This window comes from Acinetobacter sp. V2 (assembly GCF_001188385.1).
Lineage (GTDB): Bacteria > Pseudomonadota > Gammaproteobacteria > Pseudomonadales > Moraxellaceae > Acinetobacter > Acinetobacter oleivorans.
In genome coordinates this window covers 58,008-70,205 of sequence record NZ_JZFB01000009.1, presented here as the reverse complement: position 1 = coordinate 70,205, position 12,198 = coordinate 58,008, and the positions used below count along the sequence as shown (strand labels likewise).

Below are 12,198 nucleotides of genomic sequence, written 5' to 3'. Positions count from 1 at the left end.
GTTTCTTTATGCATGAATTGAATTGATTGAAGAGTTTAAGGCAAGGAAAGTACTCCTTTAAAATCCGATTTGCATATCATGCATGTTATATGAATATAATAATGATGAAGTTTCTTATTTTTAGGTGTTTACGTGAAAATTAATTCTTTCTCTTCAATACCTGAAGATGATGAAGAACTCTCTCTTCCTGAATTAATCTATTGGGCTTCTTTGGGGGACCTAGATCAGGTAGAGCAATTGCTTTTAGAAGGGCAAGATCCCAATCAGGCAGATGATGAAGGCTATAGTGCTTTGCAAGCAGCTGCTGAAAATGATCATTTAGAGATAGTTAAACTCTTGGTAGGAAAAGGTGCTCAATTCGCTTATAAAAGCGAATATACAGCGCTACAGCTTGCAGAAATGGCTGGTAATATAGACGTAGTAAATTATTTAAAAAGCTTATAAAAATAAAAGGCCCCTATTTTGTTTATAGAGGCCTTTTTAAATTTAAGATAAGTGATATTTCTGTAGTTTCTCAACAATAGATTGAAGCCCTTTTACTTCAAACTCATTAGCTTCGAATTTTTCATCTTTATTGCGTTTAAAGATATCTCGTATCTCTATTACAGCATTAGGATCAACAATACTTAAACTTGAGGTGACTTGACGTATTTGGCTAATAGATCGAGAACCATTCGTTGAACCATAACCAATAAATGCAGCTGGTTTACCACTCCATTCTTTGCCTACATAGTCCAGAGCATTTTTTAGAGCTGGACTGTAACCATGGTTGTATTCTGGGCTAATAAATATAAAAGCATCTGCTTGAGCAATTTTGTCTGCCCATTCTTGTTGTTTAGGTTGATCATAAATTCCAGTAGCAGGTGGATGAGATCCTGAAAATAGAGGTAAATCCCATTCTTTTAAATCGACTACTTCGGTTTGGAAATCGTTTAGACCCAATGTTGGAATTGTTGATTCTACCCAATTGGCAATTTTAATTGCTGTACGTCCTTCACGAACACTTCCCACGACAATATAGACCAGCATGTATTTTTCCCAAGGATTTTTATACTTATAACTTAATTCATTACATGGGTAGCTGAGAATATAGAATTTGTAAGGATTCTTATGTTAGGAAAAAAATTGGATAATAAAAAAGCCCTCATTGAGAGGGCTTTTTTATTTACATGAGTTTAATGCCTTGTTGGCCTTCAGGAGTAACCTTGAATATTTCTACTTCAAAGGTAATGTTTTTTCCTGCTAACGGGTGATTGAAATCAATTTCTGTAATGTCATCATTAACTGACTTCACTACACCGAATAAAGTTGTTTTTGCTTTATCTTCAAACTCAATCATATGACCAGGAATAGGGCGTTGTTCAAACTTAACTGTATCGAAAGTTTGAATATTTTCTGGATTCCATGGACCAAATGCATCTTCTGGTGGAAGATGTACTGTACGACGGTCACCAGCACGTAAACCAAATAATGCTTTTTCAAAGCCTGGTAAAAGATTTCCGTCACCAATAGTCAAGGTAACAGGTTCTTCACGGTTACGTGTATTATCGATTTCTACACCATTTTCAATAGCAACAGAAAAGTGTAGATCGACTTTAGAGCCGTCTGTAATACGAATTTCTTCGTTAGGTTGGATAATTTCGGTCATATTATGCATCCGAATTTTGGTTGCGTTGCTTCTCAAGGAAGAATGTATCGATGAGTAGCAAGATGGTACCTAAGGTAATGGCACTGTCCGCAATATTAAAAGCTGGAAAGTGATGATTTTGGTAATAAACATGAATGAAATCGACCACATAACCTAGGGTAATACGGTCAATTAAATTGCCTAAAGCTCCACCTAAAATTAAAGCGATGGCTACAGGTAGCACCACCATTTTTTTAGGCATACGAAGCAACCAAAATACAAAAAGGATTGAAACTAAGCCTGCTAAAGATGTGAAGAAATAGCGTTGCCATCCTCCTGCATCCGATAAAAAGCTAAAGGCTGCACCATAGTTATGTAATAGTGTCCAGTTTAAAAATGGAAGTACAGGCACTGGATCTGCGTAGTTCAGATGTGTACTTGCAATCCATTTTGTCCATTGATCCAACACAATGGCAAGGACAGAAAGTCCAAGCCAAATGAGATTGTGTGGATAAAACTGGAATAAGCCTTTTTTAGCTTGTGAATTAGGCATATTTTCTCACTTCGCCACGACCAGTGACGTTCACAATACAACGACCACATAAACCAGGATGATCGGCATGTGTATTTACATCTGGAAGGACGTGCCAGCAACGTGCACATTTTTCACCTTCAGCTGCAGATATTTGTACACGTAAACCTTCCATTTCAGTTGCTTCACCTTGTTCAGCAAATGGATGTACTACTACTTGAGAAGTAATAAGAACAAAACGGAGTTCATCAGCCAGTTGGTTTAAAACTGTTCGTAATGATTCATTTGCCCAAAGTTCAACTTTGGCTGAAAGATTACTGCCGACAAGTTTAGCGTTACGAGCTGCTTCAATCTGTTTATTTACTGCAGATTTTACGCTAATCAATGTTTGCCAATCTTCTTCAGAAAGCAAGTTTGCTTTTGATGAAATAGGCAAGTCATACCATTCTGAAGTAAATACATACTTTTCAGTTTGTTCTGGAATCAGTGGCCAAGCTTCTTGAGCGGTAAAGCTTAAGATTGGGCTCATCCAACGAATAAATGCTTGAACGATATGATAAAGCGCTGTTTGTGCAGAACGACGTGCCTGAGAATCCGCTTTAGTGGTGTATTGACGGTCTTTGATAATGTCTAGGTAGAAACCACCTAAGTCATTAATACAGAAGCTTGTTAACGCGCTACACACTACATGGAAGTTCATTTCTTCGTAAGCAGTGATAATGGTTTGTTGTACTTCATTCGCGCGTTGCAAGATATATTGATCTAGAGCAATAAGGTCATCTACTGCTAAAGCATCTGTGCTTGGTTTGAAACCATTTAGATTCGCAAGTAAGAAACGTAGCGTATTACGAATACGGCGGTAGCTATCACTTACACGATTAAAGATTTCTTTAGATGCTGCAATTTCATAGCGATAGTCGCTAGAAGCTACATATAGACGTAAACCATCAGCACCAAGCTGTTTGATGATTTCTTCAAGCGGAATGTAGTTGCCTAAAGATTTTGACAACTTACGACCGTTTTCATCCACTGTAAAACCGTGTGTTAACAAGGCCTTATATGGTGCACGATTGTGAATTGCCATAGACGTTAATAAAGAAGATTGGAACCAACCACGGTGTTGGTCTGAACCTTCTAAATATAAATCAGCAGGGCTTTCTAATTCTTCACGTTGCTCAAGTACAGCGTAATGTGTTGTACCAGAGTCGAACCATACATCAAGCGTATCGCGAACGGCGTTGTATTGTTCAGCATCTTCACCTATGAAGTCTTTTGCTTCACGTTTGAACCATGCTTCGATACCTTCTTGTTCGATCAGTTGAGCAACTTCTTCGATGAGTTCAGGCGTACGAGGGTGTAATTCATTCGTATCTTTATGAACGAAGAAAGGAATTGGAACACCCCAAGTACGTTGACGTGAGATACACCAGTCCGGACGACCTTCAATCATTGATTCAATACGGTTTTTACCCCAGTTCGGTACAAACTCGATATCGTTTTCAATCGCGTTAAGCGCGCCTTCACGTAAGCCTTTTTGATCCATGCTAATGAACCATTGTGGTGTAGCACGGAAAATAATAGGAGTCTTATGGCGCCAGCAATGTGGGTAGCTGTGTTTAATTGGTTGATGAGCCCATAAACGGCCTACAGCACCCAAAGCTTCAATAATCTTTGGATTGGCTTTATAGATGTGTTCACCAGCATAGATTGGAGCAGTTGGTAAATAAACACCGTTACCACCGACTGGATTGTCTACTTTAAGGTTATATTGAAGACCTACTTTATAGTCGTCTGCACCATGGCCAGGCGCTGTATGTACTGCACCTGTACCGCTTGTTGCAATAACGTGTTCACCCAAAATCACTGGAACTTGACGATCAGTAAGTAAAGGGTGTTGTAAAGTAAGGTTTTCAAGAGCTGAACCTGTAAAGTCAGCTAAAACAACTGGGTTTTCAAGCTTGTAACGCTCAATTGCTGAAGCAACTAAGTCTTTAGCAAGAATGAAGTTTTGCTTACCACGCTCAGTAGTTACTTGTACCAATTGATATTCAATTTCGGCATGCAATGCAACCGCTTGGTTAGCTGGTAATGTCCACGGTGTGGTCGTCCAGATCACAATATCAGTTGGATCTTGAACTTCTACGTTTAAACGGGCACTTAAATCTTTAAGATCTACAACACCAAAACCAACATCAATTGCGTCAGATTTTTTATCTTCATATTCAACTTCAGCTTCAGCAAGTGCTGAACCACAGTCCATACACCAGTTCACTGGCTTTAAGCCCGGCTGGATATGACCATTTTTTTGGATTAAACCTAAAGTACGAACAATATCAGCTTCTTGTTTATAGTTCATGGTGAGATAAGGATTATCCCAATCACCTAAAATACCAAGACGTTTAAAGTCAGTACGCTGTAAATCAATTTGTTTTAGAGCATATTCACGGCAGAGTTTACGGAAAGTCGCTGCGTCAACTTTTTCGCCAACTTTACCAACTTTTTCTTCAACTTTTAGCTCAATTGGCAAGCCATGACAGTCCCAACCCGGAACATAAGGTGCATCGAAACCAGCCAAAGTACGGCTTTTTACAATCACGTCTTTGAGTACTTTATTGACTGCGTGACCTAAGTGAATTGTACCGTTCGCATATGGAGGGCCATCGTGCAAAATATATTTTTTCTTGCCAATACGCGATGCACGAATCTGCTGATAAATGTTGTCGGTATACCACTCTTCTAACCATTTCACTTCACGTACTGCCAAATTTGCTTTCATTGCAAATTGAGTATCCGGCAGGTTTAGCGTGGCTTTGTAGTCCACTGCATTCTCAGGAGTTTGCTTATCGCTCATGCAAGTTTTCATCCAGTTTAATCAGCTAGGGAGCCGACATGTTTTACAATCAAAATTCGAATTAAAAAGGAAATTGTGTCGTGTCGTTACGGTATTGTCGTAACTGCTGCACGTCATTATCAATTCCTGCCTTAAGTGCCTCAAGCGAAGGGTAGTTCAATTCACCATGAAGATAGTGAAGGAAAGTCACCCGCATAAATAAGCCATACAGATTAGCAGAAACATCAGGGAAATGTACTTCTAATCTCCACTCTGGATGTTCTTGCTGAATGGCTGGACGTGTACCGACATGTCCTGCGCCATATAGGCTGTTTTCATGATATCCGGCAATTCCCGGTTTTTCGGGTGTATCTTGACGCACTTTTTGAGTAAGTGAGGTTGTTTCACAAATGACTTCAACACCATAAATCCCATTTAAACATGGCTTATGGCGGTTGAGGCGAACATTAATCGTTGGAAAATCCAGAGTTCGGCCAATCTGGTCGCCATATTGAACACGTCCGGTAATACTGTAAGGACGGCCTAATAATTTAGCAGCTAAGGCAAGATTTCCTACCTGAAGCACTTGGCGGATACGAGTTGAACTTACGCGTTCACCTTCAAGCTCAATCGTATGTAAATTTGTGACCCCAAATCCGTATTCTTTTAAAAATTCGCTGTTGCCTTGACGGTCCTTACCGAAATGAAAGTCATCTCCTAAAACCAAAGACTGCGCGTTTAATTTATCTTTTAATAAGTCTGCAAAGGCAGACGCGCTCATACTACGGAAATGCTGATCAAATTTAGCAACTGCAATGTAATCAACCCCAAGCTCAGCTAGGTATTCAACTTTTTCTCGTAGTGAATTAATACGAGGAGGGGCATCGTAGCCTTTAAAGAATTCAAGAGGTTGTGGCTCAAAAATCATAACCAATGTTTTTAAGCCTTGTGCTGCAGCAATTTTTTTGAGTTGAGCAATCATCGCTTGGTGACCTAAATGGACACCATCAAAATTACCAATAGTTACCGCTGTTTGAGGTAACTGAAAATTGGGCGATAACGCATTAAGACGAAGCAGTTTCATGAACTTAAAATATGGCTATTTTTGCAAGGGCTATATATTGCCATAATCTCACAGATTCGTCTTGTTGTTGTGTTTTTACTCAGTTATTTTTCAACATGAATATTTGTATATTTAAAATATTGATGAATTAAATAAAAATAAATCAATTTTTCTTATTAGCGGTTTGCTCTACTATATCTTTATCCACTCTTTGATTAGAGAACTAAGATGAAAAAACCCTTTTACCAATTAAATCATAGCAAAGATGTTATACGACATTTTACTCCAAATTGGTTTACAGCGACTATGGGTACTGGCGTGGTCAGTATGATTTTAATTCAGCTTCCATTTGCTCAATCATTTTTATTCACGCTAGCAACTTTGTTATGGCAATTTAATATTATTTTATTCAGCGTTTTTTCAGGTCTTTATTTATTGCGGTGGTTTCTTTTCCCTCATGAAGCGAAGCAAATATTTAACCATCCCAATATGAGCTTGTTTTTAGGCGCTATTCCGATGGGGCTTGCTACAATACTAAATGGCTTTTTAAGCTTCGGTGTTGGGCTTTACGGTGAAGTTGCGATACATATTGCTCAAGCTTTATGGTACATCGATGTCTTTTTAGCACTAGCAATTGCGTGGATCGTACCGTTTTGTATGTTTAGCCGTCAGAACCATCAGCTACATACCATGACTGCAATCTGGCTTTTACCTGTGGTTGCATGTGAAGTAGCAGCAAGTTCTGCGGGCATGTTAGTGGCGCATTTACCAGCAGATTTGCATAGCTTTCATTTATTAATGGCGGGTTACGTACTTTGGGGGATTTCTGTTTTACCCGCATTCGCTATTTTGACGATTTTAATGCTGCGTATGGCTTTACATCAGTTACCGGAAAAAGAAGTCGCAATTTCTAGCTGGTTGTCTTTAGGACCGATTGGTACAGGTGCTTTAGGACTCTTATTGCTAGGAGAGCAAGCCCAAAGAGTGGCGCCAAACGTAGGATTTCACCAATTTTCGAATGTCTTTCAAGCTTTAGGAGTTGTAGGCAGTCTTGTGCTTTTAGGCTTTGGGTTATGGTGGCTTGGTCTTGCAATTTTAACAACGCTTCGTCACGCAAAGACAGGTATTCCATTTAATTTGGGTTGGTGGGGCTTAACCTTTCCATTAGGTGTATTTATTCTGGCGCTATTTAATTTAGGACATCAGGTTGAAATCGTATTTTTACAATATGTTGCTGTTGCACTGAGCCTTTTATTATTGACAATGTGGGGTGTGGTAATGAAGAAAACGCTAGCAGGCGCATATAGCGGCCAACTGTTCTTTTCTCCGTGTTTAATCGCCTTACAACAAAAAATGCAGTAATGATGAAAAGGTGCAAAAAGCTTTTGCACCTGATTTATACTTATTTTCTAATTTATTTAATTTTGATTTGAGCTTTTTGAATGAACACTGATATTGCTTTAATTATGGCACTTCCTAATGAATCTAAAGGTTTGTTTGAACAGGCAGGTGTTGAAGTCCATTACAGTGGTATTGGTAAGATTAATGCTGCCTTTAAAGCATTTGAGGTTATTCAAAAAACTGGCTGTAAAACTTTAATTAATCTAGGTACAGCTGGAAGCTCTGCGTTTAATCGACATGATTTGGTCGAGGTGAAGACTTTTGTACAACGTGATATGGATGTTTCACCCCTAGGGTTTGAAGTAGGTGTAACGCCATTAGATGATCACTTGCCAGCTGAAATTCATCTTCAATCACATTTTGCTGATTTGCCAAAAGCAATTTGCGGAACTGGAGATTCATTTGAAACGGGTCAGCCAAAAGTAGCTTGTGATGTGGTGGATATGGAAGGATATGCCTTAGCCAAAGTCTGCCATAAGTTAGGTGTACGCCTGATTTCGGTGAAATATATTACTGATGGTGCAGATGACACAGCACATGTAGATTGGGAAGAAAATTTATTATTAGGTGCTCAAAAACTTTTAGCGCTTTATCAAAATTACTTCTAAAAAAAGATCGGCAAATTTGCCGATCTTTTTTTGGTTTTAACGAGGCAATACGCCGTAGAGCATCAGGTGGACTGTATGCTCAATTGAGCGTTGGAACATGCTTCGGTTACGCAGTGTTTTTCCGGTCACCATTTCCATTTGGGTTGCAAAATCTGCATAGTTTTGCGTAAGGCCCCAAATGTTTAAGATTAATAATTCCGGATCGATATCTGGTGAAATCTTTCCTTCTTCTTGCCAAGTCTGAATGACTTTAGCTTTGCGCTTAAATAGTTTTTTTAATGGTCCTTTGAGTATAGGTAAAATATGAGGAGCGCCTTGAATGATTTCTAATGCAAACAATCTAGATGCTTTCGGTTGGCTACGAGACAGTTCGATTTTTTGTATTAAATAGTGAGATAAGGCTTCGGCTGGTTCTAATTCAGCTTCTAAAGTTTGTAAGGGAGCCAACCATTTTTGTAAAACGGTTGTGAGCACTTCTACGTATAAAGACTCTTTATTTTCGTAGTAATAGAAAATATTCGACTTATGCATGTCGGCGAGTTGGGCAATTTCATCCAGACTTGCGCCAGTGAACCCATAGACTGAAAATACGTCAAGGGCGGCAGCAAGAAGCTGATTGCGCTTTTGGGTACTCTTTTTTTGTTCCATCTGCTGCATAATTAAAAAAATAATACTCCCATTGTAAGGGAAATTGTTTGATTTGTGCACAGGTGTCTTGCTTTTTTAATCAAAAAACGGCTAGTTATTTGCGTAATAGATATACTATTGTGCAAAAAATAGAGAGATTCACTAGTTTATTGTTATTCTTAAAAATATTTTTTAAATTTCGCCCTAAAAAAGAGCAATAAAACAGCAGTTTTATTGCTCGTAAATTGGGCATTTTTCGGCTGAGCATTTCTGATTACTCATCGCAATCTTAAGTTGCCAAAACTGCATCGAGTACTTGTTGTTCAAGTTGTGCAAAAGTAATGCTCTTTTTACGCGGGCGTGGAAGATTAACTTGGAAACTTTGAGCAATCTGGCCCTTATCTAATAAGATAATACGGTCCGCTAATTGCACTGCTTCACTTACATCGTGTGTGACTAAAATGGCAGTAAAACCTTGTTCTTTCCACAAGCGCTCAATCAAGCTTTGCATCTCAAGCCGAGTTAGAGCATCTAATGCACCTAAAGGCTCATCAAGCAATAAAATGCGTGGCGTATGCGATAGTGCACGTGCTAAGGCTGTACGCTGACGTTGGCCACCTGAGAGTTGTGAAGGCCATTGTCCTGATTTCTCTTTTAAACCCACTTTTTCCAGTAATTCTTCTGCTAAAGCATGTTGGGCTTTAGGTAAACCCAGTTGAACATTTTGAAGGATATTCCTCCAAGGAAGTAGGCGTGGGTCTTGGAACATTACTCGAATATCATCGTTAGTAATGCCTTCACGCAAATGTCGAGCAGATTTGAATTTAATTTCTCCAAAACTGGCTTTTTCAAGTTGAGCAATTAAACGTAGTAACGTACTTTTGCCACAGCCACTTCGACCAACAATTGCTAAAAACTCACCAGGCTGGATGTGTAGGTCAAGATCTTCAAGGACCTTTACCTCACCATAGAATTTATAAAGTTGCTCAATCAGAATCTCTGCACCTAATACAGGTTCTTGAGATTCTGTTGGTTCTTCCGGAATGAGCTGCACTTCATTCTGATTAATATTTAAATTCAGATTTGTCATGTTCTAAGCTCCCTTATTTCTGATATCCAGAGTGCCAACGTAGTAAATAGCGTTCTAAAAGCTGGGCTAAAACATCGGCTAGTTTGCCTAGTAAGGCGTAAAGAAGAATACCGACCAGAACTACATCTGTTTGTAAAAACTCACGTGCATTCATGGTCATATAACCAATACCTGCTTGAGCTGAAATGGTTTCAGCGACAATGAGTAATACCCAAACTAAACCTAAAGCAAAGCGTAGACCTACTAAAATAGAAGGCATTGCACCTGGCAAAATAATTTCTTTGTAAAGCTGCCAGCGAGAAAGGCCGTAACTTTTACCCATTTCGATCAATTGAGGGTCAACTGACCGAATACCGTGATAGGTATTAATATAAATGGGAAAGAAAACACCTACTGCGACCAAGAATAATTTCGCTGTTTCATCAATACCGAACCACAAGATTACGAGTGGAATAAGTGCTAATGCTGGGATGTTACGAATCATTTGCAGAGTCGTATCGAGCAGGGTAGAGGCGAAGCGTGAAGAGCCATTAAGTAAACCTAAGAGCAAACCTAAGCCGCCACCAACCAAAAGACCAATCAAAGCGCGACCAGCACTTACCTTAACGTGATGCCATAATTCTCCACTAACGAGTAGATGCCAAAAAGCGGAAACCACAGCAGTCGGTGCAGGCAAAATTCGGTTCTCTAAAAGACCCGAACTTGAGGCAATTTGCCAAACAACCAATAGAACAATAGGGAAAATCCAAGGCAGCAAACGCTGCCCGATTTGTTTTGTTCCACGTGAAACAATACCTTCATCTTTGCTCATGCAGGCTCCTTGACGGAACTATTTTGCTTCTTCTCGTCTGGAACATAGTTATTGGCAATGATCTCACCGAATGGACCGGTTAAATTTGGCTGAGCAAGTTTGGCACGAGTTTCGATTGGTAATAAAGGGAAGACCAATTCTGCAAAACGGATCGACTCTTCAAGATGTGGATAGCCTGAGAAAATAAAAGTATCGATACCTAAATCAGCATATTCTTGAATGCGGGCAGCAACTGTTTCTGGGTCACCTACAAGTGCTGTACCAGCACCACCACGGACTAAACCAATACCTGCCCAAAGGTTTGGAGATACTTCAAGTTTGTCACGGTTACCGCCGTGTAGCGCAGCCATACGTTGTTGGCCTACAGAGTCCATTTGTGCAAATTTTTTCTGTGCTGCAGCAATAGTTGCATCATCAAGATATTGGATAAGCTCGTTCGCTGCTGCCCAAGCTTGTTCATTGGTTTCGCGAACAATCACATGCAAGCGAATGCCATAAGTTAATTTACGACCTTTAGCCTCAGCTTTGGCACGAACATGTTCGACTTTTTGTTTAACTGCTTCTGGTGGTTCACCCCATGTAAGGTAAGTATCGACTTGCTCAGCTGCAAGATCGACAGCGACGTCTGAAGAGCCGCCAAACCAAAGTGGTGGATAAGGCTTTTGAACAGGTGGGTAAAGTAGTTTTGCATCATCTACTTGTAAGCGCTCACCGTGGAATGTAAAAGCTTCACCCGTATGTGAACGCGTCAAAATTTCACGCCAGATTTTTACATATTCATTGGCAGTTTGATAACGCGTTGAGTGATCTTCATATAAGCCATCACCGCGTAGTTCGGCCTCATCACCACCAGTCACTAGGTTGAGTAACACGCGACCATTCGACAAGCGGTCAAATGTTGCAGCCATGCGAGCTGCCAATGCTGGTGTTGTTACTCCTGGACGTAACGCAACTAAAAATTTAAGGTGTTGAGTTGCATCAATCAGGCTAGCCGCCGTAATCCAAGGATCTTCACATGAACGACCTGTTGGAATAAGTACACCTTCGTAACCTAAATTATCTACCGCTACAGCAATTTGCTTCATATAGGCATGGTCAACCTGACGAGCGCCTTTACTTGTACCTAAATAGCGACTATCACCGTGGGTAGGAATAAACCAGAAAATTTTCATGTGCATTACCTATATGTCTATTGAAATTACTTGGCAATCCAAACAGCTTGTTTGATGCTGATTGGTTTTGGAATGATGCCTTGTTGAGTAAAGATGTCTGCGAGTTGCTGCTGCTCAGCAATCACTTTGCTGTTCAGCGGAGCGGCTGATGAAGGACGAGGACGGCGTTTAATGAATAAGTCACTGGTTGCAGGCTTCAGTCCTGTGCTTTGGCCAATGGCTGTTGCCGTTTCTGCTTGATGGCTTTGAACCCATTTATCAGCTTGATTAATTTGTTTGATGAGTCCAGAAACAGCTTTCGGATGTTGTTTAACAAAATCTGGAGCTGCTAAATAAAATGTATAGTTCGGGCTTAAGCCTTTACCTGATGCAAGAACACGAGCTTGATCTTCTAGTTGTGCTGAAGCGAAGTAAGGGTCCCAAATGGCCCATGCATC

12 protein-coding genes and 1 pseudogene are annotated in these 12,198 nt (G+C 40.0%); 3 read left to right on the top strand and 10 right to left on the bottom strand.

Features of this window, described 5'->3' with window-relative positions:
- The first annotated feature begins 132 nt into the window (after positions 1-132).
- Positions 133-444: an ankyrin repeat domain-containing protein gene (locus tag UC75_RS17715; protein ID WP_049838339.1), complete on the top strand. Its 312-nt coding sequence runs from the start codon at positions 133-135 to the stop codon at positions 442-444.
- Positions 445-486: 42 nt separating this feature from the next.
- Here the strand turns inward: UC75_RS17715 and UC75_RS17710 are convergent, their stop codons facing one another.
- The 5 genes from UC75_RS17710 to ribF form a co-directional block, all read right to left on the bottom strand.
- Entirely contained in the window at positions 487-1,029 is a 543-nt protein-coding gene (locus UC75_RS17710) for an NADPH-dependent FMN reductase (protein ID WP_049838338.1), read from the bottom strand.
- A 136-nt stretch (positions 1,030-1,165) separates the two neighbouring features.
- Positions 1,166-1,648 carry an FKBP-type peptidyl-prolyl cis-trans isomerase gene (locus UC75_RS17705; RefSeq protein ID WP_004640310.1) on the bottom strand — a complete coding sequence of 161 codons (483 nt, stop codon included), beginning with the start codon at positions 1,646-1,648 and terminating at the stop codon, positions 1,166-1,168.
- Position 1,649: 1 nt separating this feature from the next.
- Positions 1,650-2,180, bottom strand: coding sequence for a signal peptidase II (lspA, locus tag UC75_RS17700; protein ID WP_003655819.1), 531 nt, complete (start codon positions 2,178-2,180; stop codon positions 1,650-1,652).
- Positions 2,173-5,010 carry an isoleucine--tRNA ligase gene (ileS, locus tag UC75_RS17695; RefSeq protein WP_049838337.1) on the bottom strand — a complete coding sequence of 946 codons (2,838 nt, stop codon included), beginning with the start codon at positions 5,008-5,010 and terminating at the stop codon, positions 2,173-2,175. Before ileS ends, lspA begins: the two co-directional genes overlap by 8 nt.
- Positions 5,011-5,071: 61 nt before the next feature.
- Positions 5,072-6,073, bottom strand: a complete 1,002-nt coding sequence (gene ribF / locus UC75_RS17690) for a bifunctional riboflavin kinase/FAD synthetase (RefSeq protein WP_049838336.1) — start codon at positions 6,071-6,073, stop codon at positions 5,072-5,074.
- A 207-nt stretch (positions 6,074-6,280) separates the two neighbouring features.
- Here ribF and UC75_RS17685 point away from each other — a divergent pair, with 207 nt between their 5' ends.
- Positions 6,281-7,414, top strand: a complete 1,134-nt coding sequence (locus tag UC75_RS17685) for a TDT family transporter (protein ID WP_049838335.1) — start codon at positions 6,281-6,283, stop codon at positions 7,412-7,414.
- A gap of 80 nt (positions 7,415-7,494) precedes the next feature.
- Positions 7,495-8,061, top strand: coding sequence for a 5'-nucleosidase (locus UC75_RS17680; protein WP_049838334.1), 567 nt, complete (start codon positions 7,495-7,497; stop codon positions 8,059-8,061).
- 36 nt (positions 8,062-8,097) lie between these two features.
- Here UC75_RS17680 and UC75_RS17675 read toward each other — a convergent pair whose 3' ends face one another.
- From UC75_RS17675 to UC75_RS22355, 5 genes and pseudogenes are all read right to left on the bottom strand, one after another.
- On the bottom strand, positions 8,098-8,718 hold the full coding sequence (locus UC75_RS17675) for a TetR family transcriptional regulator C-terminal domain-containing protein (RefSeq protein WP_013199284.1): 621 nt from the start codon (positions 8,716-8,718) through the stop codon (positions 8,098-8,100).
- Between the two features lie 259 nt (positions 8,719-8,977).
- A complete protein-coding gene (locus tag UC75_RS17670; RefSeq protein WP_005308903.1) occupies positions 8,978-9,778 on the bottom strand; it encodes an ABC transporter ATP-binding protein in 801 nt (266 codons plus the stop codon).
- Between the two features lie 13 nt (positions 9,779-9,791).
- Positions 9,792-10,589 (bottom strand): aliphatic sulfonate ABC transporter permease SsuC, encoded by a 798-nt coding sequence (ssuC, locus tag UC75_RS17665; RefSeq protein WP_049838333.1) that lies wholly within the window; start codon positions 10,587-10,589, stop codon positions 9,792-9,794.
- Positions 10,586-11,761 (bottom strand): FMNH2-dependent alkanesulfonate monooxygenase, encoded by a 1,176-nt coding sequence (ssuD, locus tag UC75_RS17660; protein WP_005308909.1) that lies wholly within the window; start codon positions 11,759-11,761, stop codon positions 10,586-10,588. Before ssuD ends, ssuC begins: the two co-directional genes overlap by 4 nt.
- 26 nt (positions 11,762-11,787) lie before the next feature.
- A pseudogene (locus UC75_RS22355) lies at positions 11,788-12,198 on the bottom strand (aliphatic sulfonate ABC transporter substrate-binding protein); the annotation flags it as partial.